This is a genomic window from Frischella japonica, assembly GCF_014489845.1.
Classification (GTDB): Bacteria; Pseudomonadota; Gammaproteobacteria; order Enterobacterales; family Orbaceae; genus Frischella; species Frischella japonica.
In genome coordinates this window covers 37,201-62,015 of record NZ_JABURY010000020.1, presented here as the reverse complement: position 1 = coordinate 62,015, position 24,815 = coordinate 37,201, and the positions used below count along the sequence as shown (strand labels likewise).

General features: G+C 32.2%; 21 protein-coding genes and 1 pseudogene. 14 read left to right on the top strand and 8 right to left on the bottom strand.

The window, feature by feature from the left end:
- The first annotated feature begins 475 nt into the window (after positions 1 to 475).
- The 5 genes from FcAc13_RS12250 to FcAc13_RS10655 all read left to right on the top strand — a co-directional run bounded on the left by FcAc13_RS12250 (position 476) and on the right by FcAc13_RS10655 (position 4,013).
- Complete coding sequence (locus FcAc13_RS12250; RefSeq protein ID WP_246415131.1) at positions 476 to 736, top strand: restriction endonuclease; 261 nt, start codon at positions 476 to 478, stop codon at positions 734 to 736.
- The gene (locus tag FcAc13_RS10670) at positions 684 to 1,445 is read left to right on the top strand and encodes an ABC-three component system protein (RefSeq protein ID WP_246415130.1); all 762 of its coding nucleotides are present in this window, start codon (positions 684 to 686) and stop codon (positions 1,443 to 1,445) included. Before FcAc13_RS12250 ends, FcAc13_RS10670 begins: the two co-directional genes overlap by 53 nt.
- On the top strand, positions 1,429 to 1,677 hold the full coding sequence (locus tag FcAc13_RS10665) for an ABC-three component system middle component 8 (RefSeq protein ID WP_065558016.1): 249 nt from the start codon (positions 1,429 to 1,431) through the stop codon (positions 1,675 to 1,677). Before FcAc13_RS10670 ends, FcAc13_RS10665 begins: the two co-directional genes overlap by 17 nt.
- The gene (locus tag FcAc13_RS10660) at positions 1,664 to 3,385 is read left to right on the top strand and encodes a DUF2326 domain-containing protein (RefSeq protein WP_187756207.1); all 1,722 of its coding nucleotides are present in this window, start codon (positions 1,664 to 1,666) and stop codon (positions 3,383 to 3,385) included. Before FcAc13_RS10665 ends, FcAc13_RS10660 begins: the two co-directional genes overlap by 14 nt.
- Before the next feature lie 394 nt (positions 3,386 to 3,779).
- Complete coding sequence (locus tag FcAc13_RS10655; protein ID WP_187756206.1) at positions 3,780 to 4,013, top strand: hypothetical protein; 234 nt, start codon at positions 3,780 to 3,782, stop codon at positions 4,011 to 4,013.
- 595 nt (positions 4,014 to 4,608) lie between these two features.
- Here the strand turns inward: FcAc13_RS10655 and FcAc13_RS10650 are convergent.
- On the bottom strand, positions 4,609 to 5,529 hold the full coding sequence (locus FcAc13_RS10650) for a ribokinase (RefSeq protein WP_187756205.1): 921 nt from the start codon (positions 5,527 to 5,529) through the stop codon (positions 4,609 to 4,611).
- Between the two features lie 376 nt (positions 5,530 to 5,905).
- Between FcAc13_RS10650 and FcAc13_RS10645 the strand changes: the two genes are divergently transcribed.
- Both FcAc13_RS10645 and FcAc13_RS10640 read left to right on the top strand, forming a co-directional pair.
- Positions 5,906 to 6,862 (top strand): sugar phosphate isomerase/epimerase family protein, encoded by a 957-nt coding sequence (locus tag FcAc13_RS10645; protein WP_187756204.1) that lies wholly within the window; start codon positions 5,906 to 5,908, stop codon positions 6,860 to 6,862.
- A gap of 251 nt (positions 6,863 to 7,113) precedes the next feature.
- Complete coding sequence (locus tag FcAc13_RS10640; protein WP_187756203.1) at positions 7,114 to 8,343, top strand: RbtT/DalT/CsbX family MFS transporter; 1,230 nt, start codon at positions 7,114 to 7,116, stop codon at positions 8,341 to 8,343.
- A gap of 521 nt (positions 8,344 to 8,864) precedes the next feature.
- Here the strand turns inward: FcAc13_RS10640 and FcAc13_RS10635 are convergent.
- The 3 genes from FcAc13_RS10635 to FcAc13_RS10625 form a co-directional block, all read right to left on the bottom strand.
- Positions 8,865 to 9,719 carry an SIS domain-containing protein gene (locus FcAc13_RS10635; protein WP_187756202.1) on the bottom strand — a complete coding sequence of 285 codons (855 nt, stop codon included), beginning with the start codon at positions 9,717 to 9,719 and terminating at the stop codon, positions 8,865 to 8,867.
- A 587-nt stretch (positions 9,720 to 10,306) separates the two neighbouring features.
- The gene (locus FcAc13_RS10630) at positions 10,307 to 10,549 is read right to left on the bottom strand and encodes a hypothetical protein (RefSeq protein WP_187756201.1); all 243 of its coding nucleotides are present in this window, start codon (positions 10,547 to 10,549) and stop codon (positions 10,307 to 10,309) included.
- A 650-nt stretch (positions 10,550 to 11,199) separates the two neighbouring features.
- A complete protein-coding gene (locus FcAc13_RS10625) occupies positions 11,200 to 11,916 on the bottom strand; it encodes a UTRA domain-containing protein (RefSeq protein ID WP_187756200.1) in 717 nt (238 codons plus the stop codon).
- 254 nt (positions 11,917 to 12,170) lie between these two features.
- On the opposite strand from FcAc13_RS10625, the gene FcAc13_RS10620 reads away from it, so the two are divergent.
- From FcAc13_RS10620 to FcAc13_RS10595, 6 genes are all read left to right on the top strand, one after another.
- Complete coding sequence (locus FcAc13_RS10620; protein WP_187756199.1) at positions 12,171 to 13,499, top strand: 6-phospho-alpha-glucosidase; 1,329 nt, start codon at positions 12,171 to 12,173, stop codon at positions 13,497 to 13,499.
- A gap of 121 nt (positions 13,500 to 13,620) precedes the next feature.
- On the top strand, positions 13,621 to 15,195 hold the full coding sequence (locus FcAc13_RS10615) for an alpha-glucoside-specific PTS transporter subunit IIBC (RefSeq protein WP_187756198.1): 1,575 nt from the start codon (positions 13,621 to 13,623) through the stop codon (positions 15,193 to 15,195).
- A gap of 476 nt (positions 15,196 to 15,671) precedes the next feature.
- Entirely contained in the window at positions 15,672 to 16,100 is a 429-nt protein-coding gene (locus tag FcAc13_RS10610) for an SRPBCC family protein (RefSeq protein ID WP_187756197.1), read from the top strand.
- Between the two features lie 4 nt (positions 16,101 to 16,104).
- Positions 16,105 to 16,557 (top strand): MarR family winged helix-turn-helix transcriptional regulator, encoded by a 453-nt coding sequence (locus FcAc13_RS10605; RefSeq protein ID WP_187756196.1) that lies wholly within the window; start codon positions 16,105 to 16,107, stop codon positions 16,555 to 16,557.
- A gap of 650 nt (positions 16,558 to 17,207) precedes the next feature.
- Positions 17,208 to 17,438: a hypothetical protein gene (locus FcAc13_RS10600; protein WP_187756195.1), complete on the top strand. Its 231-nt coding sequence runs from the start codon at positions 17,208 to 17,210 to the stop codon at positions 17,436 to 17,438.
- A 9-nt stretch (positions 17,439 to 17,447) separates the two neighbouring features.
- Positions 17,448 to 17,621, top strand: coding sequence for a hypothetical protein (locus FcAc13_RS10595; protein WP_187756194.1), 174 nt, complete (start codon positions 17,448 to 17,450; stop codon positions 17,619 to 17,621).
- Between the two features lie 77 nt (positions 17,622 to 17,698).
- Here the strand turns inward: FcAc13_RS10595 and FcAc13_RS10590 are convergent, their stop codons facing one another.
- Together FcAc13_RS10590 and FcAc13_RS10585 are read right to left on the bottom strand one after the other, a co-directional pair.
- A complete protein-coding gene (locus tag FcAc13_RS10590) occupies positions 17,699 to 18,694 on the bottom strand; it encodes a DNA cytosine methyltransferase (RefSeq protein WP_187756193.1) in 996 nt (331 codons plus the stop codon).
- 17 nt (positions 18,695 to 18,711) lie between these two features.
- Complete coding sequence (locus tag FcAc13_RS10585; RefSeq protein WP_187756192.1) at positions 18,712 to 19,569, bottom strand: NgoPII family restriction endonuclease; 858 nt, start codon at positions 19,567 to 19,569, stop codon at positions 18,712 to 18,714.
- A 571-nt stretch (positions 19,570 to 20,140) separates the two neighbouring features.
- On the opposite strand from FcAc13_RS10585, the pseudogene FcAc13_RS10580 reads away from it, so the two are divergent.
- A pseudogene (locus FcAc13_RS10580) lies at positions 20,141 to 21,537 on the top strand (RtcB family protein).
- 138 nt (positions 21,538 to 21,675) lie between these two features.
- Here FcAc13_RS10580 and FcAc13_RS10575 read toward each other — a convergent pair.
- Both FcAc13_RS10575 and FcAc13_RS10570 read right to left on the bottom strand, forming a co-directional pair.
- Positions 21,676 to 23,421, bottom strand: coding sequence for a hypothetical protein (locus FcAc13_RS10575; RefSeq protein ID WP_187756191.1), 1,746 nt, complete (start codon positions 23,419 to 23,421; stop codon positions 21,676 to 21,678).
- Positions 23,422 to 24,813 carry a restriction endonuclease subunit S gene (locus FcAc13_RS10570; protein WP_223064590.1) on the bottom strand — a complete coding sequence of 464 codons (1,392 nt, stop codon included), beginning with the start codon at positions 24,811 to 24,813 and terminating at the stop codon, positions 23,422 to 23,424. It lies immediately after the preceding gene.
- Between the last annotated feature and the right edge of the window lie 2 nt (positions 24,814 to 24,815).

Here is a 24,815-nt window from a genome sequence, read left to right as displayed (position 1 = left end):
TAAAGTAGCTAACTTGATTTTAAATTGATATGGCCGATTTATTTGAATGAATTTTGGGTAATTAATACTTAATATATCGACTATAGAATGTAGAAAGCAAAAACAGCAGTCAAAATTCTATAATCGCGATTTTAAAGAGAAATCATTTAACGTGCTGATTGAAACGGTATAGACATCCTCAATGTTTTTTACAAATTAAATAGTTTGGGTTATTTGTGTTTTTTCTTTTTCTGTCATCTTGGTAATTTCCTCTAAGATAAAACAATTAGTATTCGAATTGCATGCATTACTGTAAAACAATTATGGAAATTGATGCTAAAGAAGTACAAAAATTTTAGCAAGAAAACGGTGAAAGCTTAAGAGTAATGAGTATCAAAAATGCGAGCTTGCTCGTAAAATAATAAACTTATTATTGTTATGTATATAAACACAGTTATAATGTTTGGCACTTTTAGTAGTAAGGAATACATATATCATGAAATATGCTTATGAAGATATGAGTGATGAACAATTTGAAAGATTAGTTGTTATTATTTGCCAGCATATAATGGGTATTTCTACACAAGGATTTGCTAAGGGTCCTGATGGTGGGAGAGACGCTAAATTTATTGGTACTGCCGAATTATTTCCCAGTAGAAGTTCACCTTGGGTTGGAACAACAATTATTCAAGCCAAACATACTAATGGCTATAATCGTAATTGCTCTGAATCTGATTTTTATAATAAAGAAAACTAACCCCAATACCGTAATTGGTGGTGAACTGCTTCGTATCAAAAAGTTAAAAGATAAAGGTGAGCTGGATAATTATGTCTTGTTTACTAATCGTCGTTTAACTGGTAATGCAGAGAGTGAAATATGTAAAACGATTTCAGACTATATTGAAGTCGATATAGCATCAGTAAAGATCATAGATATTAATCAGATAGAACTTTATCTTAAACGATATCCTGAAATAATGAGAATCGCTGATCTAGATCCTATCGATGGTCCGTTAATTGTTAGTCCTGACGATTTAGCAGAAGTTATCCAGGCATTTGCAAATCAAGCGCGAACACTAGAAAGAAGTATAACCAATATCAATATTGAGCGAACCACTTACGCTAGAAAAAATCAGCTAAATAATATGACTGAGGCTTATGCTAATGAGCTTAAGCGGCGTTACTTAAAAGACGTTAATGAAATTGAATCTTTTCTATCTTTAGCTGAAAATACTGCACTACGTGAACGTTATGAGCTTGCAGCAGAAGAGTTTTGCTTAAATATTATTGCAAAAAGAAAAGATTATCAGACTTTTGATCACATAATGAATTACTTATCAAAGTTATTAGTTGATAGAGAGCCAATTTTGAGGCAAGCTAAACATAAACGATTAGTGAATGTCATGTTGTTTTTTATGTATTGGAGTTGTGATATAGGTGAGAATGAAGATGCTAAGACCCAATAAACATACTCACCCGGATAAGACTATTATTAACATGTCTTTTTTATTACTTTATTATATTAAGAAAAAGAGACTAGAAAAATATGATGGTTTATTAGAATATGCTAAAAAGTCAGTTGAAGGTGGTCAATTTTTATTTCTACCTGCACTTAATCTTCTTTTTTTATTAGGGTTAGTTGAGTATCATGCAAAAACTGACTCAATCGAATATGTGGGGATAAATGAAACTATCTAAATTATATTCAAATAAACCAGATTTATTTGAAACTATTATTTTTTCATCAGGTTTGAACGTAATTCAAGCTGAAATTCGCTTTCCTGAAAATAAGAAAAAAGATACCCATAATTTAGGTAAATCGACATTAGGCAAATTACTTGATTTTTGTTTTTTATCTCAAAAAAAATCAGAATTCTTTTTATTTAAACATGAACAACTATTTAAGCAATTTGTGTTTTTTTTAGAGTTGGTATTAGAAGATGGTTCTTACCTCACTATTCGTCGCAGTGTTACAGATGCAACACGTATCAGTATAAAGAAACACACCGATTCACACCAAGATTTTACGCAATTAGCACATTGGGATCATGAAAATGTACCATTTGATAAAGCGAAAGAGATTTTAGACAGTATATTAAATTTTTATTTGATTAAACCATGGCAATATCGCAAAATTTTAGGTTATTTATTACGTTCTCAAGATGATTACCGTGATGTTTTTCAATTAAGAAAGTTTGCCTCTAAACATAAAGATTGGAAACCTTTTCTTGCTCATATTCTTGGTTTTAATTCTGATTTAATTGTAAAGCATTATGAACTAGAAGCTAAACTTAAAGATGCACAAGATAGAGAAACGATAGTAAAACAAGAGTTAGGTGGTTCAATTGAAGATATAAGCCGGATTGATGGGCTTTTATTATTAAAACAGCAGGATGTTAATGAGCGGCAACGCCTGTTGGATAAGTTCGATTTTCACTCAGTGGATCAAGCAAAAACTAAAAAACTCATTGATGAATTAGATTTGCAAATAGCTACATTGAATAAAAATCGCTACTCATTGGATTTTAATCGAAAAAAGATAGAATTATCTTTACAAAAACAACAAATATTATTTGATCCTGATGAGGCTGAAAGCTTGTACAAAGAAGCCGGTATTCTTTTCCCTGAACAATTAAAAAAAGATTTTAATCAACTATCAATAAAAAAAGAGCTAACAAATATTAATCAAAGATTATTGCAATTAGGTGAAGAAAGAACACAAACTTTATCATTTTTAGGTGAAACAGATATTTTTGATAAATATAAACAAATATCTAATGATTTAATTACCTTAAAAGCTGATATTGCTTTTTTAGAAAAACAAAAAGAATTTATTCACAAATTGCAAGCTCTTAAGACCGAAATTAGATTATTAGATAAGCAATCTCAAAAAGTTCGAATTGATATGGAAAAAGATTTAGATACGCAAAATAAACAGGAAACAAGTTTATTTTCCGAGACTAGGTTGTATTTTAATCGCATTGTTGAAGATGTTATTTCTCGTAAAGCGTTACTCAGCGTTAATATTAATCAAAAAGATCATCTCGATTTTAATGCTGATATTTTAGATGAAACGGGTCGCTCAACAAGTGCTGATGATGGTCATACTTATAAAAAATTGTTATGTGTCGCTTTTGATTTAGCTATAATACGTAGTCATCTTAAAGATAATTTTCCTCGTTTTGTTTACCACGATGGAATATTTGAATCTTTAGATGGCAGAAAAAAGATAAATCTTCTTAATGTGATAAGACAATATTCTAATTTAGGTATTCAACAAATTATTACTGTAATTGATTCAGATATTCCGCTTGATAGCGATATTTTCTTTGATAAGAATGAAATTGCATTGATATTACATGATGAAGGGATACAAGGACGATTATTTAAATTACCATCTTGGTAATTAAATTAATACGAAACATCATTGAATAAATTTAATTACCACTGTTTTTTGTTTACATTGCTTTGAGTATTTACTAATCAAAATATAATATAATTTAGCTTTTTTATAGCTTCTCTTATTAAAAAACTAGGGCTTGTAGTTAATTACATCTAATTTCGAAAAAAAATTTTTTTTATTTTTTTCTTCATTTTTTATCATTTCTCTAATGGTAATTTTAATGGATTCATTCATTCAATTTTTTAAACTTTTATTATTTCTTATTTACTAGAAATATTAAATAAAAATAAAAGATAACATTTTTTCTGTACAACCATGGGATAGATGATTCTCGCAAAAAAAGTGGACATATATCACCGCTATCATATGTCTAAAAAATCATAGAAGAAAAAACATCATGGTCAAAAATGTCAACGCTGAGTTCAAACAACAAGCGATCGATTATGTGCTATCAAATACATATCTTTCTATCAGTAAGCTAGCCAACCACCTTGGTGTGGGTAAATCCACCCACGATAAATGGGGTAGTCAATTCACAGCAAATAAAACTAGTCACCGAAAGCTAATCGCAGAGCAGCAACGGAATATTGGGTTAGAAAAAATAAGTAAAAGAACTGAAAATAGCGAATGAACTCCTGAAAAAGGCGCATGTTAACTTCCTTAATCATCCAAGTCGATGAATAGCGTTATATGAAAACCATTTAGTACACTATTCAATTAAACCAGTCTGCCTGTGAAAAATGTAAGTTGGTCGGGTTTTCACGCTTGGTTAAAAAAGCAGCAAAACCGGTAGCGCTAAATGGATATATCAAAAGGTATATTGGCCACACAAAGCGCGTTTAGATGCTCCAAGTGTCGTTCATGCTGCAAGGGATAGTGGCTATCCCGTACTAAAAAGATCATAAGTTGTGTTTTACACTGAATCGGCTTAGATAGTAAAGCTACTCGCAAATGTAAGTATAAAACCGAGGATGGAACTTATCATGATGTTGCACCAAATACATTAGATAGAGTATTTAATCGAGATAAGACTTATATTGCCAGAGTGACCAATAATAAACGAAGTTAACGTAATGAAATCATTCTATTTTGCATTATCGTTATCAGTAATAAATTAATATCAGAAAATAAATTTTCAAAATTTAAAGCCAATTTTAGGGTAAATATTAATGATTAAATACGTTTTATCCAATATTGGCTTTTAAGAAAACAATTATTTTTAAGTTTTAATCAGATGTTTTTAATGCATGTTTAACATCTGATAACAACGGAAAGGAACTTTGACCGCCATATTTTTGAATCGAATAAGCACTAATTTCAGCAGCAAAAGGCATAATTTGCGCAATCGGTCTATTGTGAATAATTCCCCATGCAATTCCGCCAATAAATGAGTCACCGGCGCCTGTTGTATCAATAACTTGCGGGCAAAATACCGCAGGATAATGAAGAGCTTTGTTCTCATCAGCATGAATAGCACCTTGTTCTCCTAACGTAATAATAACATTTTTAATATTATGATCACGACATAACGTATAGGCACAGCTTTGAGCATCATCAATACTGACAATATCTTGATTTGACATAAATGTCGCTTCGGTTTCATTAATAATAAGATAATCTATTTTGGCTAATATTTCGGTTGGAATATGTCTGGCTGGAGCATTATTTACAATGATTTGGCTGCCATAGAATTTTGCGCGCTCAATAGCATATTCAACCACATCGACAGGAACTTCGGATTGAAAAATCACTAATTTAGTATGTGTAAAAAAGGTATCTTTAATATCATTTTTAGTTAGTAAATAGTTAGCTCCTTTTATGATCGTACTACAATAATCGCCAGATGCTAAGATTTGGACAATCCCAATTCCTGAATTCGGACCTCTTTGATAAATATCATCTGTTGCGATATTATTATTTATTAGTGATTTTAATAGTTCACCTCCATATATATCATTACCAACACAGCCAATAAATTTTACGTTAAGACCCAGTTTTGCACATTGAACCGCTTGGTTTGCACCTTTACCTCCTGGCATCATTAATAATTCATTACCAATAAAAGTTTCACCGACATAAGGTAACCTATCTTGCTGAATTAAAATATCATAATTTAAACTACCAATTACTACTACATCATGTTTCATGGCAACTCCTTACTTAAATTGTTTTTATTCTCAGCAGAATTTGTATGTATTTTCAGATTTATACTGGTATTTACTAGTCAATGTTTCTAATTAAAAATTCAGCTGAATGATGTTTAAATCACCATTTTTTTAACCTTTTAAAATAAAAAAACATCGTTAAATTTAAATCTGAATGAGTACTCCTTCACATAATATGTAAAGAGTTAACCAATCACAAAACCTAAAAGTTTTTAAACAAAAATGTTACTAGAAATAAAATATCGACAAGATTTTAGCCGGGTTAATTTTATTTTTAGTAACATCTAACAACCTTCATTTACCTCCATAAAAATATTGGTTATAACAAAAAAAACACATTACAAGAGGTAATATAACTATGAAATTTTCTTCGCGTATCAATTCATTTCGATCTCGTCCAGATCTTTATCAATCACAAAACACTATGACAACTTGTGATCTTATAAATCGCATGGGTCAAGTAGAAGGTTTGACACATATTGAATTAAATTATCCTGAACATTTTATTAATCAAGATAAACAAGCTATCAAAAAGTGTATTGAAGATAATAACCTTAAGATGGGGGGGATCGCATTACGTTACAATAAAGAATTTATTGACGGTGAATTCACCAATCCTAATGAAACGATCAGAGAAAAAGCTATACAAATTACATTAGATGCTGTAGATATGTGCCGTTTCTTGGGCGGAAATACAGTGACATTATGGTTTGGTTATGATGGTTATGACTATTGTTTTCAACAAGATTATTTTTGCGCTTATGAATTACTTGTCGATGCGTTACGTCGGGTAACTTTACCTAATCCTGATATGCAATTCAGTTTTGAATACAAGCCATATGAACCGCGAACTTTCTCATTTATTGGCGATTGTGCGGCAACACTGTTATTAATAGAAAAAGTCGGCTCACCGAATTTAGGCGTTACTTTAGATTTTTGCCATATGATTATGAAAAAAGAAAATCCTGCTTTTTCTCTGTTTTTAACTTCAATGCAAAAACGTTTAGTTGGATTTCATCTGAATGATGGATATGGTTATTGCGATGATGGTCTAATGCTGGGTTCTGTGCATTTAATGCAAACATTAGAATATATCTATTATGCTAAACGCGTTAATTTTTCCGGTCTTATTTATTTTGATACTTTTCCAACCCGTGAAGATCCTGTGGCCGAATGTACACAGAATATCAGAATGTATCAGAAAATATCACGTTTTATTGATCAAATCGGTATGGACAATATTGCTGATATTATTCGCCATCAAGATGCAATAAAAGTACAAAAATTATTAATGACATTAATTGGTGATAAATAACGCTATACCAAATTATTCTCAAGGTGCAAAAGAGATAAAGGGGATGAATTTGAAGCGTCCCTTAAAGCAAGTAGTCTGTCATAAAAATAATAATATTTGAAATACTTAAATATTAGGCATCTTAGAAAAGAAATTAATATTACTATTTTTAGTTTGTCAAAATAAAGTGATGGAATCGCACCTGAATATAACTTGTGTATAAACATTTTATCTCGTTTTATATGATACAACCAAGTTGCTTGGAGATTACTATGTTTGATAAGTTAGGATTACCCAAAAATTTGCTATGGGGTTATATTGGGTTAACAATATTTATGATTGGCGATGGCTTGGAACAGGCTTGGATATCTATTTGGTTGGTTGAAAAAGGACTTTCTGTTGCTAAAGCTTCCTATCTGATTACGGCTTATGGTGTGACAGTTACGCTGGCAGCTTGGATTACAGGAGTGCTAGTACAAACACTTGGTCCGAGAAAGGTGATGTTTTTTGGCGTTATTGCTTTTGTAATTGGTAGTATTGGTTTTATTGGTATTGGTTTACGCAATATGGAAATGATGGTGATGCTACCTTTTTATGCTATCAGAGGAATTGGTTATCCGTTATTTGCCTATTCATTTCTTGTCTGGATTAATTACAGTTCACCAATTAATCGTCGTTCAACGGCGGTAGGCTGGTTTTGGTTTACTTTTTCTTTAGGGTTAAGTGTTATTGGACCTTGGTTTTCAGCCATGGCACTACCAATCATGGGTGAGAAATCTTTACTCTGGACTGGGATGATTTTTGTCATTATTGGGGCAATATTAGCGATTTTAATCAATAAAGATACAGTGGCTGCAGAGGAGATTCATCCATTTAGTATCGCAGAACTAGTAAAAGCAATAACTATTTTAAAACGTCCAGTGATGTCAATTGGATTAGTCGTTAAATCAATTAATGGAATTGCACAATATGGATTGGCAACATTTTTGCCACTTTACTTAATCAGTTTTGGTTATTCCAAAACGGAATGGTTACATATGTGGTCATCAGTGTTTTTAGTCGCGATTTTTGCCAACTTATTTTTTGGCTTTTTCGGCGATCGTTTTGGTTGGCGAAATACCATAATGTGGGTGGGAGGCGTTAGTTATGCTATCGTTTTAATTTTTGTTTGGTTAGTTCCGCAAATTTTAGGTCATAACTTTTATATCATGGCGGTTGTACTATGCTTATGTGGTGTCACCATGGCTGGCTATGTACCGTTATCTGCTTTATTCCCAATGTTAGCCCCTGATAACAAAGGCGCGGCTATGTCAATTCTTAATTTAGGTGCAGGATTAGGAGCATTTATCGCACCAGCTATCACAGCGGTTTTTTATTCAATAATTGGGGCTGGCGGCGTTATTGGTATCTATTCGGGACTTTATATTCTTAGTGCAATATTGACACCATTACTTAAAACACCAGATGAATTGGTAGCAAAAGAAGACGTCGCCGTAAAATAATATAATTTGAAAATTGGGTAGTAAATAGTTTTATTAGCATAATACTAGATTTAACAACCAATCTAAAAAACGACGATGATTTACTGTCGTAAAGTTTAAAAAAATTGTCAGCTGGATTAATACATAATCAAGCCCGAGATGCGCCATAAATATATATAAATGGGGATTATTCTGAATTAAAAAGGGTATTAGAATAAATCCCCTAGGAACAGATTTATCGATAAACAGTTATGACTTTTAAACAAACACATAAATACATAGTGAATATTGGGTGGACTTAATGTTTGTTTTCAGGATAACTATTTTATTATGCCTTTTATGTTTTGATTATATTGACTTTACTTGTATGTAATCAGTGTTATTGAATATATCACTCATCAATAAAACTAGGAAATGTTATTTTAAAGCTCGATCGGTAGCAGAAGGGATTTGAAATTTGTCAATATTATTGCGATGGTTTTATACCAATATTGAAAATAATTAACATGGTTAAACCATCATTCTCGATGATGGATAACTAATTATAATCTTTTATTTTTTACCGCATTTTGAGTTTTTAATAAATTATTTTGAGTACTTGAATTTTTTTGCATGGCTAATATGGTAAATATAGCGTCTAGTATATTTAACAATACAATTCTGGTAGTCGCATTTTCACCAGTAATAGGATGATTTTTTACTGAACATATCAAAGGATGGTCTGAAACAAAAGTGATTGGACTATTCACATAATTGGTCATACATATTGTTGTAGCACCATTATTCTGGGCAATTTCTAACATATTAACGATATCGGCTGTTTTTCCTGAGTGCGAGATACCTATCACAATATCACCTTTTTCTAATAACGATGCTCCCATTTGTTGCAAGTGGGAGTCATGGTACACAATAGAGAAAATACCAATTTTTAACAGCTTGTGGCAAAAATCTTCACATATGGCGCCAGAACCACCACATCCAGCCATAACGATTTTGTTATTATCTTTAATGTTTACTAATAATGACACTATCTGTTTAAATTGTTTCATATCAATTAAGGATAGTGATTCTTGCAATGCTAAGATTGAATTCAAAAAAGTTTGTTCTAAAACATCTTCATAGCGAGTGATTGATTCGGATTTTTGCTGTTCTTGCTCACTCAGTGAAATGGCTTTTTTTAGATCATAAAAACCGCTGCATCGTAACTTTTTCGCAACTTTAGTAATACATGCCGTACTTACTTTTAACTGTTTTGATAGTTCAATAATGCTTATGGCTTTTAAATTTTCATAATTATTTACAATAAAATTCGCCACTAAACGTTCTTTTTTACCTAAAGAAGGAATGAGAATTTTAGCATATATAATAATATCATTACCTTTAAGATTTTTAGTCATATAGATAAACCATATTGTAATATTGACCTATTATGATAAAGCCAAGGCAATTAGCCTTACTACTGCATGTCATCTAATTGTTATTAAGTAATAACTTGTTTATAAATATATCAAACTAAAAATACTTTTAACGGTTAATAATGACATAATGATGATGTCTGATTTAAGCATTAAAAATGATTATCACTCTAACTAAAATGCCAATTATCTAAAAAGTAAGTTATTTATAATTCAAAAATATTGAAAAAGAAAATATTTAATTTATTTATTACTTAAAATTAAATTTAACCTAATACTTCATAATAAAAAATTTTATTTTTGGTAATATTTTAAGTAAAAATGGCTATTACGCCTTTATCTGATTAAATGATAAAAATAATCACCAAATTTTATTCAGGTAACGTTCTTATTTTCGTTGCTATATGACATATTTATAGATGGCGAATTCATTAACTAATGGCTAAAGGATTATAAATTGATATTTATATGAGAATAAAATGATATTAAATATTAATACACCTTAACTTTCGCCATTTTTATTCATCGATGGCAGATTAGGGAAATCTTGTCAATCGAGATACCATGTTTTACATATCGAAACCAACAATGCAATCGCTTGTGTAGTATTGGGTTGTTATAGGTAAGGTTGAGGATAGTAATGCGGTTTCAATGTCAGCAAATAATGATTTGGCCATATTTATAATCTCATTATAGCTTAATTGACCATTTTTAATGGCGAGCAGTTCATCACGACTTACGCATTTATTGGTAATGGTGCCTTTGGTCATTATTTCGTGAGCAACTTGTAATAAGCGAATGGTATGCATCATATTTTTAGCATCAAAATCATTACCGTTTTCAATATTGCTACGATAACGCTGTTCATTACGTTTAGCAACCCATTGCCAGTAAGCCTTATAATCACGACAATGCGATGAAAAACCATCACGATTAAAACTTAAGTAAGCATTTACTGGGGGGCCTACTTTTACCGACGACGAGCACAGTTCGGTCGAATCATCATGCTGAATAATGCCATGATAATCACAATCCCCAGATGCATCTTAAAAAAGCGCATATAAATCTCGACTATGTGGCACATTCACTAAACCACATAAGTGTTGTTCAAGTTGCTTTTCATTAACCAATTGGTGAGAGGGTAAGCATGCTGACCTTGAATGATATAACAAAAATCAAGGACAGTTTAACGTTTCACCTCGACGGGATTATTAATCTTTTTATTCAATTCTTTAGCTTTTTTAATTTGTTGTACATGTTAAAAATTCTATTTTGACATTAGATCATTAATACTGAATAAGGTAAATTTAATTAATTTAACCAATTAATCGTAATTTAATTCATTCACGTGAACCGCGACTAGCAATACGATATCGTATTACGAGTTTAACAATTAATAATGATGTACATAAAAACCTATTTTTTATTAATATCAAAAATTCTTTACTGTGTTGATGAATTCCTATTCCAATCCTCTGCGGGCAATATACTCAAACCGGTATTGGAATCCTCTTAAATATTGAACGCTATATTCAAATATTTCACCATTTATTAACTCACTGGTAGAACGTTGACGTATTACAGGATGATTGGTTTTAATATTTAAATGCTTGGCTATCACATCAGTAGCTAAAACCGGTTTTAAATCTTGTCGACTATGGGATATTTGGTAGCCTTTTTGTTTTTCAATATAGTGATATTTTGATGTTTGCATCACTTCCACACTTAAATCTGGAAAGAGTGAAAGAGGCATATAACTTTGTTCCAATATTTCTGGTTCATCATCGATTGTTCTAATTCGTATAATTGAGAATATCATCGTACCCGCTTCAATTTTTAGATGTTCTGCGATAGCCGATGGTGCTGGTTCTAATTGAAAATGTATTACTTTTGTACCAGCTGTACGTCCTTGGGCGGTAATATTTTCGTCGAATCCCTTTAATTGAAAACTATCATATTTGGCTGGATTATATTTTACATACGTGCCACTTCCTTTGATACGCTGAACTAAACCTTGATTTTCAAGTTGTTCAATAGCTTTTCGAACGGTGACTCGACTTACATTATACATATCTTGTAAAGATTGTTCGGTTGGTAATACATCATCAACATCTAATTCACCGGAGCGAATTTTTTGTTCAAAAGCTTCAGCAATTTGTCGGTAAAGTGGTTTACTCACGGTATTTTCTCTAGTATTAAATTTGTATTATTTTAACATTGAATAATTCAAATAGCATATACAAAATAGCCTCATCTTATTAGCATTTCTTACTTTACCATATACATAATTTCCTAGCTTATAACTTATAACAAATGAAAAAATTTTGTGATCTTTTTCACATTTGTATTAAATTGGTATTATTTGGTTAGATACTTATTGGTAACATATTGAGTGTGAGTTTTATTTAACAAGTATAATTTAGGAAGCATACTATGAAAAAGATTAATTTAACTGTTGTCGGCGCTGGTAGTACTTATACATTAGGTATTATGCGAAGTTTGGTTACAGAGAAAGAAAGCTTTCCATTAAAAAGGGTAGTTTTTTATGATATTGATGCTGCTCGACAAGAATTAAATGCAAAAGCAACGGAAATTATGTTTAAAGAACTCTATCCCGAAATTGAAGAGTTTATTTATACCACTGACAAAAAAGTTGCTTTTGAAAATTCTGATTTCTTTTTTATGCAAATTCGTTCTGGCGGTTTAAAAATGCGTGAACGTGATGAGCAAATTCCTTTGTCACATCAATGTGTCGGTCAGGAAACTTGTGGAGCAGGTGGTATGGCTTATGGATTGCGGTCAATTGGCGATATGATTGAATTAGTTCGTGAAATTCGCTCTTATCAAAAAGAAGCTTGGATTTTAAATTATACTAATCCAGCCGCAATCGTCGCAGAAGCCTTAAATAGGGAATTTCCGGATGATAAGCGAATCTTAAATATCTGTGATATGCCAGCGGCGATCATGGTGAGTTATGCTAATTTGCTCGGCTGTGAAATTTGGGATTTTGTACCTGAATACTTTGGTTTAAATCACTATGGTTGGTTTACTAAAATTAAAAATAAACAAGGTGAGGATTTAACTCAACGTATTAAAGATATTATTTTAAAAGATGGTATCAAAGCAGTTGATGCGGTGATTGCTAACGATGCCTCTTGGCAAGCAACATTTAAAAACATGGAAACCATGTTAAGAGATAATCCTGAGTTTTTACCAAATACTTATTTACAATACTATTTATATCCAGAAAAAATGGTAAGTAAAGAAGACATTAACAATACCCGAGCCCGCCAAGTCATTAATGGTCGTGAAAAAAACGTATTTGCAATGTGTAGACGCATTATTGAAAAAAATTCCATTGCTGGTGAAGATGTTCATGATGACATCCACGGCCGTTATATGATTCGAGTTGCTGCATCACTTGCCTATAACAAAGGTGATATCTATCTGGTGATTGTGCCAAATAATGGTGCTATTCGTAACCTACAAGATGATGCGATGGTAGAAGTACCATGTATGCTGACTTCAGATGGTCCAAAAGCATTTGCAATTGGTACTATTCCTACATTCCAAAAAGCCATGATTGAAATTCAATTAGGTTATGAAAAATTAGTGGTTGATGCGTGGTATGAAGGTTCTAAACAGAAATTAATCAATGCATTAACACTTAATCGAACTGTTGTAAATGTTCCGAAAGCCAAAGCCATTGTTGAAGAGATTTTAAACGAAAATAAAGACTATTTGCCACAGTTCTTTAAATAATTTTTATATCATTACTGGGAGTAACACTAAGGTTGAAATCAATGCTTAGTGTTATTCTTAAAAATGCACATCACTATTTCCAAAATAATAAAATCAATATATTAATAAAAGGTTAATGTATATGAGAAATACAATTCAACGTTTTGGTGCAGCAATGTTTGTTCCTGTTTTACTTTTTCCCGCTGCGGGCATTTTATTGGGACTAACGGTTGTTTTACTTGATCCTCACTTATTTCCTTTTGCAGTAGAAGGCTCTACTTATGTGAAAATTGTTGGTATATTTCAAAAAGCATCTATGGTTTTGTTTCAAAATATGCCAATGTTATTTGCTCTTGGTTTACCAATTGCATTAGCTAAAAAGGCATCCGGCCGTGCGGTATTGGCTGCTTTTATCTCTTATTTAACATTCAACTATTTTATTGGTGGAATCATTGATGTTTGGTCTGAGCAGCTCGGTATCAATTATCAAGCTGGTCAAACAGGATTAACCGAAGTTGGCGGCGTATTAACTTTAGATACTTCTATTGTTGGATCGATTATGACTGCTGCTTTTACCGTTTGGATGCATAATCGTTTTTTTGATTTACGTTTACCTGATTGGGCGAATATCTTTACTGGGACACCATTAATCGTAATTTTTTGTTTTCCTTTAATGCTTATTTTAGCAATTTTGACGGTGTTGGTGTGGCCGCCTATCCAAAGTGGAATTCAAAGTTTACAGATTATTATTTTAGATTCTGGTGCGATCGGCGTTTGGTTGTTTACCTTTTTAGAACGTATTTTAATTCCGACTGGTCTACATCACTTTGTCTATGGTCCGGTCTATTTTGGTCCAATTGTTACCGATGGTGGTACTGTCAATTATTGGATTTCTCATATTTCTGAATTTGCTAACAGCGATGCACCATTAACCGAATTATTCCCACAAGGTGGATTTATGTTAATTGGAATGGGAAAAGTATTCGGTTGCTCTGGTATTGCTATGGCTATCTATGCTACGGCTAAGCCAGAAAATAAGAAAATGGTTGCCGGACTGTTAATCGGTGCAACGCTAACGGCTGTGTTGACGGGGATCACGGAACCAATTGAATTTACCTTTATCTTTATTGCTCCGATGCTATTTTTGGTACATGCCATTTTGGCAGCAACGATGGCAACAATTATGTACCTATTTGGTGTATCAGGAAATTTCTATTTAGGTGTTGTCGATTTTCTTTTCCAAAACTGGTTACCACTAGGGGCAAATCATTGGGTAACGTATGTTATTCAAATTGCTATTGGCTTAACTTTCACTGTCATTTACTTCTATGTGTTTAAATTCCTCATTGTTAAATTTAATCTTATGACGCCAGGTCGTTCCGATGCTAAGATCAAACTCTTTACAAAATCTGATTACCAAAAAAGTAAACGTGAGGATGCGCATCATGCTGAGTCTGACACAAATGAGCATGATGTCGTGACACAAAAAGCCATCGCCTTTATTGAAGGATTGGGCGGTAAAGAAAATATTAAACACATAACTAACTGCGCAACACGGTTACGTATCCAAGTAGATAATCCTGAATTGGTTGAGGAAACTGCTTATTTTCAAAGCCATGGTGCGATAAATGTTGTCTACAAAGGTCAATCATTACAAATTATTGTCGGTTTAACGGTACCGCAAGTTAGGGAAGAAATGAATATCTTAATGAAATAAATAATGTTAAGCAATTAAGTCAATGAAAATGTATTACACGATACAGTAAATAGTTAACCGGAACTAAAATAAGAGGCGTTTTTAGTTCCGGTTAAACAAGAAGGGAGGTGGGTTATTTTTTATTTAAATCATTTTTTGTTGTATTTCGTTGTGGATGTTAAAAATTCCCTTTCAGATGAGATTATTATCATCAATAATTAGATTTTAGCTAGTTTATTTTTCTACTCAAATAGTGAGTCAGCATATTCTCCATGCCCTGAATCGTAATATTATTTAGCACAAAACGAGGTTGAAGATTCGAGAAAATAATAACTTTAAAAGAAAGCACCACCCTAATCAGATGATAAGTAAGATCATTATTCAGAAAAATTAAAATAATCTTTAATCAGTACTGATACTTGAAATTAGTACTAATAGTGATATTATAAGCGCACATATAATATTTGCACTTACATATAATAATATCGGAACATTCTATGAATAAAAATAACGTTTGGAGTAAATCTTTTGAGTTAAATGTCAATAATACGCCGGAACAAATTTGGCAGGTATTTGTCGATACTGCTAACTGGAAACAGTGGAATCCAGGGGTAAAATCAATCAAGATTGAAGGGCCATTTGTGTCAGGAACATGGTTTTCAATGGAACTTCCTGATGGTGAGATCGTCCGTAGTCAGCTTGTTGATGTAGCTGAAGAAATACATTTTATTGACGAAACCTTAATAGGTGAAACACGGGTCCGAGTCGAACATCGGATAGAAGTAGTGAACCCAGGTCAGAGCAAATTTATCTACGCTATTCATACACAAGGTCCCGATGCGCAGGCTTTCGGAGAAGGTATTAGCTCAGACTTTCCACATGTGATGGCTGGTTTAGCAAAATATCTAGCTGATAAGATGGTTTGATTGTATGTCATCTAAATCTAACAAGCCTTTACCAAGTTGTTTTGAAGGACCATATGACAGCCCTGGTTTTTTGCTATGGAGAGTGTCAAATAGTTGGCAAAGGGAACAGCGAAATGCTTTGCAACACATTGGACTGACACACACACAATTTGTTGTTTTAGCTGTAGCTAGTTGGTTTTATGAAAAGGAGCCACTGACACAAGCTCGGTTATCACAATTAACCGGTAGTGATCCAATGACGACTTCTCAGGTTGTTCGTGTGCTTGAAAAAGCGGGATATTTTGAGCGTATTCCTCACCCACAAGATACCCGAGCCAAAGCGATTTCAGTAACAAAAGCAGGCCTAAACATTGCGGCTAAGGCAACGTTAGTTGTTGAAGAGACAGATAAGAAATTTTTTATGCGACTAGGAGAAAAGAATTTATCCTTGATTGCATTATTCAAAAAACTTCTTTAAATCTCCATAGTTAAATTGTTTTCAAGTTGGCATATACGTGCCAACTTCGACTTGTACTCAAAGTAGTTTGTTTGATTTTGACTGTTAAAAAAGTTTAACTGTGGGCGATTTTCCGTTTACTTGGTCGCTTTTATAACAAACCTTCTTCATGCTAGACACCAGATTGCTGGAAATCATCACAATATGCGCTTTAGCAGTAAGTCAATAGAGTCACAATACGTTAACTATCTAATTCGTAAATTATTTTATGTCTAAAAAATAATATTTATTTGTTCCCTAATGAAAAATCAGTTCTTATTGAACATTTTCAAACTTACTATTACCAGAATTTTTTCTGGCTATGTTTTTTGCTATGGATTCTCATGGGATGGTAGAACTATTGTTATTGCAACCTTAAGCAATATAATAATTTGGTGATGTTTAGACTAGTGACTAAATGAATCAATTACATAAAATATTATTTATCAACTTGTATTATCTGTTTTGATTTACAAGAATCTTAATTAATAATTAAAACGGTATAGACTTCTGAATAATTGTAACAAAAATACAGCCCAAAAAGTCAGCTTGCGGAATTGTTTATTTAATAACAGGCCATCCGAAACAGAATAGGCTACATTATTTTTTAACTGATTTTACAAGGCGATAAGATGGATATAAAACTCACCAAGCATGATGAAGGCACGGATGATGTCTACAGCATTATGCAACGTGTGTTATTGCGTGATAACCAAATCTACCACCTAATCATCACCCCAAAATCCTATATCAGCTTCCGCAGTACCAAACTTATGGACGAGTTAGAACAAAGCCTAAAATACGTCCCAGCTTATCAAGTGGTTGTTCGTATTCGTAAAGAAGAAAAGCAGATTGCTAAATAGAAGTTAGCGGTGGAGAAGGATAAGACTAAAACAGCTCAACAAAAAGCAAAAGAAATAAAAGGAAAAGCTGAGACTGAAAAGAAAATATTGATTAATGCTTTGTTGGATAAAGGTGTTTCGGTTGAAGATATTGCTAAGATTTTGGGGATTAAGGCTGTGGAGAGGGTTATATCAATAAATTAATTTTTGATAAAGATTCTTATTTTCTGTGTTATTTCGAATTGTTACTAAAAGAACACAGAATTTAAGAAAATTTTTTTTTACCGTAAAAATACTTTAATTTGATTAGCTACAGCTTCTGCTAACTTTACAGGTACAGCATTTCCAATCATTTTATACGCATCAGCAAGTGAGTTATAATAAAATTTAAAATCATCAGGAAAAGTTTGAATTCTTGCACACTCCCTAACTGACAATCGTCGATATAATTTTTCCTTACCTTCAACAAATTGAAATTTATCTTTACCGACATTAATCATAATCGGGGCTTGAGGATGGATAGGTGCATGCCGAGCTCCAGCTTGAATAGTAAAACTCTGCTGATCCCATGTCCTTACTCTGTTGCGAGACATAAAGATTGTTGAAAAATCACCCGTAAAATATTCATGATTTAGTATAGATAATTTATCCCCATGAGATTTATTTTTTTCTAATGCAGGAACAGCAGAATTTTGTAAATCAAAAATAGAATCTTTCAATGATACTTTTGTTTTTAAAGGTGTTGGGAATTCAAATTTAACTTCAAGATCTTTCCTAAAACCAACATAAAATACACGTTTTCGGTCTTGTGGAACACCGTAATCACAGGCATTTAATGTTTGGATAGAAACATCATAACCTAATCCTGCTTGATCAAATAAATGAATTATATTTTGAACGGCTTCTAAATGTCTTTTTGACATCATCCCAGAAACATTTTCAGCAACAAAAAATTTAGGTTGCAAATCCTCTAAAAGTCGAATAAATTCAAAAAATAATTTTCCTCTTTCGTCTCTAATTCCCCTTAGTGCACCAGCTTCAGACCAACTTTGACATGGTGGACCGCCAATGATCCCATCAATTTTATTTGTATTTTTTAAAAATATATCTGAGTTTATATTTCGAATGTCACCTTTAATTAATGGTGTGGAGTGGTTTTTTTCATAAGTTTCCCAAATGGATTTATCATATTCGTTAGCAACAACTATTTGAAAACCTGCATTTTTGAAACCTAAATCAAGTCCGCCGGCTCCCGAAAATAAAGAAATAATATTCATATATACGACTCTTTTGGCTATAAGAAAAAGGTGATTAGTTTAGCATCTTTAAGTTTTGCTGGATTATCAGGACATTTAATCTTTACGTCTTTTATCATTAGATTTTCTAATTCTTTTTCATTTTTTTCTAATTCGTTGCGATCTTCATCACTAAATGTTAAATATTTTTCAATATTAATTAGTGCCATCATGTTGAAAGAAGCACTTTTTTGAGGTTCATAAATATAATTAAATACCTTAATAGGATTATCAATATGCCACATTCCACGTATTCTTAAATTTGTAATTCCCAAAGGGTCCACTTTATTTACTCTACCTAATTCTTTTGTTTCAGAAAATTCAACACCCTCTATGGTTAGAATTCCTTGTTTAATTTTTAATTTAATTCTTTCGTAAATATCTAAACTGGCTGCATAATCTACGCCATAAACAAAGCATAAGGAATGAAGTAAATTCTGATTATTTATCTGACCTATTGCATAAATCATATCTTTTTCAATCCAATCCTCACAAGAAACACAAGATTTGACAAGCATAGGGCTATTTGAAAATAATTTCGCCTTTGGATAAGACGAATTTAGAGCAATAGCAGCATTTGTAGTTTCAATTTTTTTAATTTCGATCGCATCACCAGCATATATCATGGCATCAGGCGGATTATTTTGATTCCCTAGATAGCTAAACAATTCATTTCGTCTTCTAATACGTAGTTGTTCATCTATTTCACCAACAGTTCCACAAAAGAGATCAATAATAAATTCTTCAAGTCCTTTGCCTTGATTATTTATTCTATTTCTTCCACTATTCATTTGCAGTATTTGAGATACTGGCGATTTTACTAAGTATAAAATAGCTTTTATTAAATTGGTTTCCATTCAAAAACTCTCATATTAAATATAATATTATACTCGAATATAACCTAAGGCAAAGCACAAGCATTAGAAATGATATTTTGAGAAAGTGATAGTTGTTACTACTATTAATAATAGTTTTAAAGATAAATTAGAATATTTTTAGTTATAACACTAATATAAAATAACTTTTTTTCTATTAATTTTGATAAGGAATTAAATGAACGGAAAATTAAAAGATAAAGAGTTTATAGATACTACAAACTTATCTTTAGATGAATGGTTGAATTTTATTAAAGAAAATGATTATTGTTTTCTATATTCTTATATATATCGAGGATTGTTCCTCAATTTTTGTTGGTTATAATCATTAAAATTAATCCCTTAGCTTTTCTATAGAAAACCAACTTTATCCGTCGATATTGCAAATCAAGCTGTTTAACCCATTTTTGATCGCCAGCTCTTGGGTATTTTGTTGTTTGGTGATGTCAAGCTCGTGATTAGTGGCGTTGGCTACTAATTGCTGCTGCAGGAAAACAGTAATTATCTTCTCGATTTGAGGGGACGCTTTTTTATTGTTTTCTAGGTGGCTATTATGTCTACATTTTCCCGTTTACAAAAACGTTTGTCCCGTCTTGGGATTGAAAGTCATTTTAATAATGATATTTATACTTTAAATAAAGAAAATACATCTGCTCAGATTTTGTTACCGAGTCCATTGCCATTAGAGCAAAAAGCGGTAGAACAGCTTCTGAACTTTGCATCAGTGAACGTCCCTAATAGTGTAGGGAAAGTTTGCATGGCTCGTGCTACACCCGATTTTCATCCAGGTGCGGTTGCGCCTGTTGGTAGTATTGTTGCAACTACGCAGGATTTAATTATTCCTGAAGCAATTGGTACTGATATTAATTGCGGTATGCGGCTTTTTACCACCGGTTTAAGCTTTGATCAGGTGTGTGAACAAAATCGACAATTATTGCTCAATTAAAACGTGTGTTATTGCAAGATGAACGCGATGTACCTGTTACTCCGCAATCTTTTCAAGCATTATTCGATCAAGGTCTTGCAGCATGGTTATCGGAGTTACCGCAGCAAGGTTTATGGAATTCAGTTAATTATGAACGATTACACGCAGAGCTTAATAAAATATCGGGTAATCACTTAATTAAGGCAGATAGTCAGTATGCACCTGAAGCCTTTTTTGAAAAGCGCGATATTATCCGCCCAGCGAGTTTAGGTACTGTCGGATCTGGTAACCATTTTGTCGAGTTACAAATTGTTGATGATATTATCGATCGACATTTAGCTTATCAATTAGGTCTTGAAAAAAATAGTGTCGTCGTCATGATTCACACCGGATTGCGTGATGTTGGTTTTTACATTGGTCAGCGTTGGCAAGATAAAGCAAAAGCTTTATGGCCGACTAATGAAAAGCAACCAAAATCAGGATTGTTTGGTTTAACAGATAGTCACGCACAGGCCTATTTACAAGCTATGGGCGTTGCTGCGCGTTATGCTTGGATTAATCGAATTGTGATTACCGAATTGATACGTAAATCGCTTTCAACTATTTTTCATCAAGATGATAGTCAACTTGTGGTCGATATTTCGCACAATATTATTTTGCCTGAACATGAGATGAATATTCATCGTAAAGGAGCGACGCCGGCTTATGCTGGTCAGATAGCTTTAATCCCAGGTTCGATGGGTGATCACTCTTATGTGGCAGTAGGTAAAGGTAATGCAGATTGGTTATGGTCTTGCTCACACGGTGCAGGTCGAGCAGAAAGACGACAAGCTATGCGTAGCAAAAAAGTCGAATATGATAAGGTCAACTTGCCATGGCAATGTATTACCTTAAAAGAAGAACGGCTACGTGAAGAGGCGCCCACAGCCTACAAACCGATCACACCAGTGATTGAAGCACAACAAAACGCCGGTTTGATTCAAACAGTGGTTAAACTTAAACCGTGGATTACGTTTAAAGTATAGCCATAAAGTCAAAACTACACCGACTTAGGTTGGTGTAGTTTAATTTTGCTGTTTTGACGTTGATTTTCCTTCAGCAAGGAAGGATTTTTTAGATACCTGCTTGAAATATAAAATATCTAGTCATAAATTTATTGATAACTAATTAAAATAAGGAGCTATACAATCTAATTTTATATTATTTATAATTATTTTGTTGAAAATGACGGTTTGTGAATGGCTATATATTGATAACTCAAGGTATTCTTTACTAATTTTGAAGCTCGAATTAATATTATTATTCATATAGCTATGTTCTTTTACCGCATTTAGATCAGCCAAATCAATCGACAATTCTTTTATTTTTTCACCACGATAATAGTGATCTTTATCTATTTTTGTAAAAATGCAACTCCCTTTCAGTAGGTTACGCAAGGTGTTCCATTCATACAAGGTTATGCTATTTTTTGTACAAAGATCGAAATCTTGCATATTATGAATTAATATAAAACGACTATTTTTAGAGAAATCATTTTTTCTTATATATGATTTTGTTAAAGGAGTATTTTGAAATGCGGTGATAAGTTGCTGCTTGATTAAATCATCATTGATAATTTTCCTTAGTGCGGTTAACTGATTAACGCCTTTTTCAAGGATTTCACTACTAAATGTGTTTAGTTCATTTCTAAAGTTAGTTGTTAGAAAATTTACCGTGTGTTTTAATTGACAAAAATAAATAAGATCTGTTTTTTTATCATATATAACAACATCGACATCATAATTAGCGATCCTATTTTGATATTTATTAGTTCGTTTGAAACCTTGACCAATGATAAATCTTTCTTGATCAAGCTCTTTGCGAAAATAAGGAATTAAATAGTTAATTTCAAACCATTTTTGATGTGCTCTTAACGCTTTATCTAACAATGATTTGGCGTGAATATTGAACATGTAGTAAAGATTGAAATTTTTTAAGTTAAGCCAATCATTCACCTCCGTTCTTTCTAATACTGTATTATAAAATCCTGTTCTATTGTCAATATCGGCAATTAAGTTGTCAATTTCATTTTGATTAAACCCAGCTTTGAGAATTTCCACATTATGAATGTTGACTGGTTTTAATTCGATTTTATTTGGTGTTGAACAATGAACAACTAAAAAGCAAGTTAAAAAAGTTAACAGTTGGGCTCGATTAAAAAGTTGTTGGAATGAATAAGAAAGCGGCGTATCAAGATATTTGATATTAATGGATAAGGTTTTATCGACTAAATGGTTAGTAATACTTTTCAATGGTTCACTATTTTTTTGTAATTGAGATAGTCCTAAATCCTTGGTTAATTCATAGAGAGTTAAATAATCTGATATACAACTATATTGATTGCAAAAAGTTCTAAACTGTTTTATTAAATAAGCATCTAAATAACATTTTTTAATTTTGAGATGAAAGTGTTTTGAATTATCGATAGGTTGTATAATTCCCGCCACCTCATATACTGCGATGGTCGCATAAATATACAAACCGACTAATGTACCTTGCCCTTGTGATGATAATTCATCAAAGTTAAGGTTAGCTTTTTCGAGATCTTCCGAAATTACTTCTTTGTACAAATTTAATTGCGCTAAGAAATTTGCTTCTTCACCTGTTTTGCTATCACTAAGCACTAAATCAATTCCACAAATATAAGTTTGGTAGTAATTAAATTTAGTTGTATTAAAAACAAAATGTAACACAGACTGTTTATATCGTTTTACTATTTTTGCTAATGATTTAGTAACATATTTATCGATTAATTTATTCGAGCATTGCCAAGGTGAATATAATAACCCTTTAAACAATGTGTTGATTTCAGGGTTACTATTTTGTTTAATGGTGATTATTTCCAGCAAATCAATTTGTTCTTGAAGCATTTATTTTTTCTTTTTGTTTTTATTGTTTTGCGCGCGCTCAACCTGAATTTTTTCAAGTAAGGATGCTGCTGAATTTTCACCCGTAATTAAATCAACATTTTCAGCGCGCCATTGTGCGGTTAATTCACCACGAAACGCTTTGGCTAAAATTGATTGCGGTAAATGATTCACTTTTTCTAAAGCTGTATTAACCTGTTGTTCAATTTTATCAGCATAGGCAAATAATTGTTCTACACGACGGACGATTTCGTTTTGTTCTTGTAATGAAGGAATTTGGATTGGATATTCGCCAAGTTTTTGTGCATTAATATTAGATTGACTCACTCCATCTGATTTGACTTCATAACAATATTGCTTTGCTTCTGGACTATTCAAATTGTAATTAAGATATTCAGGGTTTAAATCATCTAAACACTGAATTTTAATTAAATATCCTGCATAAATAGCTTTTCTTTCACCTCTATAAATAGAAGTTTTACCTACTAACTCTGGACTATTTGTTCTATTAAATAATACATCTCCGGCTATTAATTCATACTTATCTATCTCTGTTTGATCAGATGTATAAACTAAATCAGCCCAGTCTAAATTCCCATTTTTAAGATTTCCCATTCTTAAAACAGGAACAGAACCAACTTTTTTAGATTTTGTAGATGTTCCATATGAAGGTTTTTTAATAAAATCTTTAAGTATTCCATTTTTCCAATCATTTAGATTTTTACTTTCTCGCCATTCTTCCGTTAATTTACCACTCACTGCATCCGATAACACCGACTGCCGAAACTGTTTTAAAAGTTCGGGAATTTGTTCAAGGCGTGATTTTGTTTCTTGTACTTGGGCTAGTAATAAATCAAGTTTTTCAGCTATGATTTTTTGTTCATTTATTGAGGGAATTGGAATGTTAATCTTTGAATATTCTTTGAACTTAAGATTACGAAGATTATTACTTCCTCCTTGATAATTGGTTACCTCCCCAGATAAATAAAATTTATTAAGATAATAATTCAGATATGTAGCACTAATATTCTTTACTGGTCTCATTAAACGTAAGAAATTAGTACAAACCGCGGGGTAAGGGAAGTTATTAATAATAGATTGAGTGATAAGCACGGTTCGACCAACAGGCTGATCTGGTCCGCCACCTGATATTTCGAGTAAAATATCATTATTATTTAAACAACGAGACATTAAACTTGATAATTTTATCTTTCTTCTGACTGCGGTTGAACCATAATCATTTTTCCAGTTTTTGAATTCGGATCCTCGTATACAAGAAACCATCTTGTAATCATCATCCTCATAACTTTCGTCTTTTCCCCAATCACCACCGATAATATGTGTGAAAAGTTTTTCTAAAGTTATATTAGCCCAATTCGTTTCTAATAAATCCATTG